A 2,831-nucleotide genomic window follows, 5' to 3' on the forward strand; every position below is an offset into this window, starting at 1 on the left:
GCGCCGTCGGAGGCCTTGCCGGCGGCGGCGACCGCTGCCTCGTAGCGCTCCTTCTTCGAGGGCCCCGGCTCCCGGGTCTGCACGCCGCCCTCGCGGACGAGCTTGAGCAGCGCAGCAACGGCCTCGGTGGGCTGGGCCCCGTTGCCGATCCAGTAGTCGGCCCGCGCCAGGTCGATGTCGATGAGCGAGGGCTCCTCGGTGGGGTGGTACTTGCCGATCTCCTCGATCGCCCGCCCGTCACGCTTGGTGCGTGAGTCCATGACGACGACTCGGTAGAAGGGTGCACGGATCTTGCCCATGCGCTTGAGGCGGATCTTGACTGCCACGGCTGTGGTGTCTCCTGTTTCTCGGTTGTGAGCACGGCGAGACCGGGTGGGGAACACGCGGGGAGCCGTGACTCGGTGTAGGCACCTGCGCCAGGCGAGAGGGGCCGGACGCGGGCGGGTACAGCCGACCATTGTGCCAGATCGTGGCGCCCGCCCGGACCACCGCGTGGTTGAGCGCTCAGGGGTATGCCGCTCGCACCCGCAGCGCGATGTCGACGACCTCGCGCTTGCTCGGGTCGGCGACCGGTTCGATGACCGGGACGCGGGCCGGGTCGAAGCCGGCGCGCGCCAGCCCGATGCGCAGCTCGACCGGAGAGACGTGGCACTCCACCACGCCGCCGATCGGCGACTGGCGCAGCAGCTCCCAGAGGGCCGCGGGCTCGCGGAGGTGACGGACGGAGAACACCGGCAGGGACAGCTCGGCCGCGACCAGGTTGGCGGCCGGTCGGACGTCGATCGCCGGGACCCCGTTGATGACCAGCGCCATCCGGTGCGGTCGGTGGGGCCGGTACGGAACCGCCGGCCAGTCGGAGGCCAGCATCGCGTACCGGTCGTGGTCCCGCCAGGCCCGGTTCGGGTCGTCCTTGCCCGGCAGGTGGAGGTACTCGCGCGAGAAGCCCTCGTGGACGAAGCCGAGGCTGCGGACCAGGCCCGCGGACCGGCTGTTCGTCGGCTGGATGTTGGCCTCGATCCGGTGCAGGCCCATCCCGGCGGGCTCGTCGGAGAAGGCGATGTCGATGACGAGCTCGAGCCCCTCGACGAACAGGCCGCGTCCGGCGTACGGGTCGTAGGCGTCATACCCCATCGCCGCGCTGCGGAAGGCGCCCCGCACCACGTTGGAGACGTTGACCCGGCCCACCAGGCCGTGGTCGCCCTCGGCGTCCCGGGCCTCGATCAGGAAGGTGCGAAACGTCGGGGACTGGGCCCTGATGACGTCGGCGAAGTTGTTCGGGTCCGCGATCGCGAAGTCGGCCAGGCGCCGGGCGGACCTGCTCACGGCCTCGGCGTATGCCGCTGCGTCGGCCTCCGTGGGCGGGCGCACCAGGACGCGCTCTCCCTTCCGGGAGAGGTGGCGCACCGACGGCGCGCCGGCCGGGTCAGTGGACAAGACGACCTCGCAGGACGATGCCCGCCGGGTCGGCGACGACCCGGACGTCCTCGCGCGGGTCGGCACCGTACACGACGATGTCCGCGTCCTGACCCTCCTCGATGCCCGGGCGGCCGAGCCACTGCCGGGCTGCCCAGGTGGCGGCGCCGAGCGCCTCGAGGGTGCTGAGGCCGGCCTTGGTCAGCTCCTCGATCTCGCCGGCGACGAGCCCGTGGGGCAGGCTCCCCCCGGCGTCGGTGCCGGCATAGATCGCCACGCCGGCCTCGTGGGCGGCCCCGATGGTGGCGTGGCGGCGCGAGTAGAGGTCGAGCATGTGCCGGTGGTAGGCGGGGTAATTCTCCCTGGCGGGCTCGGCGATCTGCGGGAAGTGGGCGATGTTGACCAGGGTCGGCACGATCGCGATGCCCTGGGCCGCGAAGGTGTCGATCGAGTCCTGCTGCAGCCCGGTGGCGTGCTCGACGCAGTCGATCCCGGCCGCCGCGAGGTCGCGCAGCGACTGCTCGCCGAAGCAGTGGGCGGTGACCCGCACGCCTTCCTCGTGGGCGGCGCGGACCGCGGCGGCGAAGGCGTCTGCCGACCAGCTCGGGGTCAGGTCACCGACGTCGCGATCGATCCAGTCGCCCACGAGCTTGACCCAGCCGTCGCCGCGGTGCGCCTCGAGCCGGACGTAGTGATCGAGCTGGTCCTGCTCGACCTCGTGGGCGAAGTTGCGCATGTACCGCTTGGTCCGCGCGATGTGCCGACCGGCCCGGATGACCTTCGGCAGGTCGGCACGCTCGTCGATCCAGCGCGTGTCGCCCGGTTGCCCCGCGTCCCGGATCAGCAGAGCCCCGTGGTCCCGGTCGGCGAGCGCCTGCTGCTCGGCCTCCTCGCGGGGAACCTCGCCGCGCGGGCCCAGACCGACATGACAATGCGCGTCGACGAGCCCCGGCAGGACCCAGCCCTCGAGGGTCTGCACGTCGGCGGGCCCGCTCGGGGCGGTGAAGGAGACCCGTCCGTCGATGACCCAGACCTCGTCGCGGGTCTCCTCGGGCCCGACCAGTACCTGCCCTCGGACATGCAACACCGGCGCATCCATACGCCCGACCCTATCGACCCGGGCAACCGCTCCGGTCGAGGCAGTCGCAGCGGGCCGGCGTCGCGCGCCCGACCCGGCCGCTGGCTGTCAGGTCACCCGTCATGTCACGAGCCGGGGGCTGCGTCGTGCTCAGGTCACCCGTCATGTCGCGAGCCGGCTGCCACGCCCCGTCCGGTCACCTGTCATGTCGCCGGCCGGCTACCACGCCCCGTCCGGTCACCTGTCATGTCGCCGGCCGGCTGCCACGCCGTGCTCAGGCCACACAGCTGCTGCGACATGACCCGCGACCGGAGCCGAGCGCACCAGACAGCCCGTGCTC

At 72.4% G+C, this 2,831-nt stretch carries 3 protein-coding genes; all 3 read right to left on the reverse strand.

Annotation, left to right across the window (positions count from 1 at the left end; translation table 11 throughout):
• On the reverse strand, nucleotides 1-326 hold a 326-nt coding region (gene rpsP, locus WMI84_RS17885; protein ID WP_347355126.1), incomplete at its 3' end, for a 30S ribosomal protein S16.
• 178 nt (nucleotides 327-504) lie between these two features.
• Entirely contained in the window at nucleotides 505-1,434 is a 930-nt protein-coding gene (locus WMI84_RS17890; protein WP_347355127.1) for a GNAT family N-acetyltransferase, read from the reverse strand.
• Nucleotides 1,424-2,512 (reverse strand): amidohydrolase family protein, encoded by a 1,089-nt coding sequence (locus WMI84_RS17895; protein WP_347355128.1) that lies wholly within the window; start codon nucleotides 2,510-2,512, stop codon nucleotides 1,424-1,426. The genes WMI84_RS17890 and WMI84_RS17895 overlap by 11 nt, the downstream gene beginning before the upstream one ends.
• Nucleotides 2,513-2,831: the final 319 nt, after the last annotated feature.

Source organism: Intrasporangium sp. (assembly GCF_039812505.1).
Taxonomy (GTDB): domain Bacteria; phylum Actinomycetota; class Actinomycetes; order Actinomycetales; family Dermatophilaceae; genus Intrasporangium_A.

Bases quoted from the DNA above. Each gene is read 5' to 3' on its own strand.
- WMI84_RS17895 (WP_347355128.1), bottom strand. From the start codon at position 2,512: ATGGATGCGCCGGTGTTGCATGTCCGAGGGCAGGTACTGGTCGGGCCC.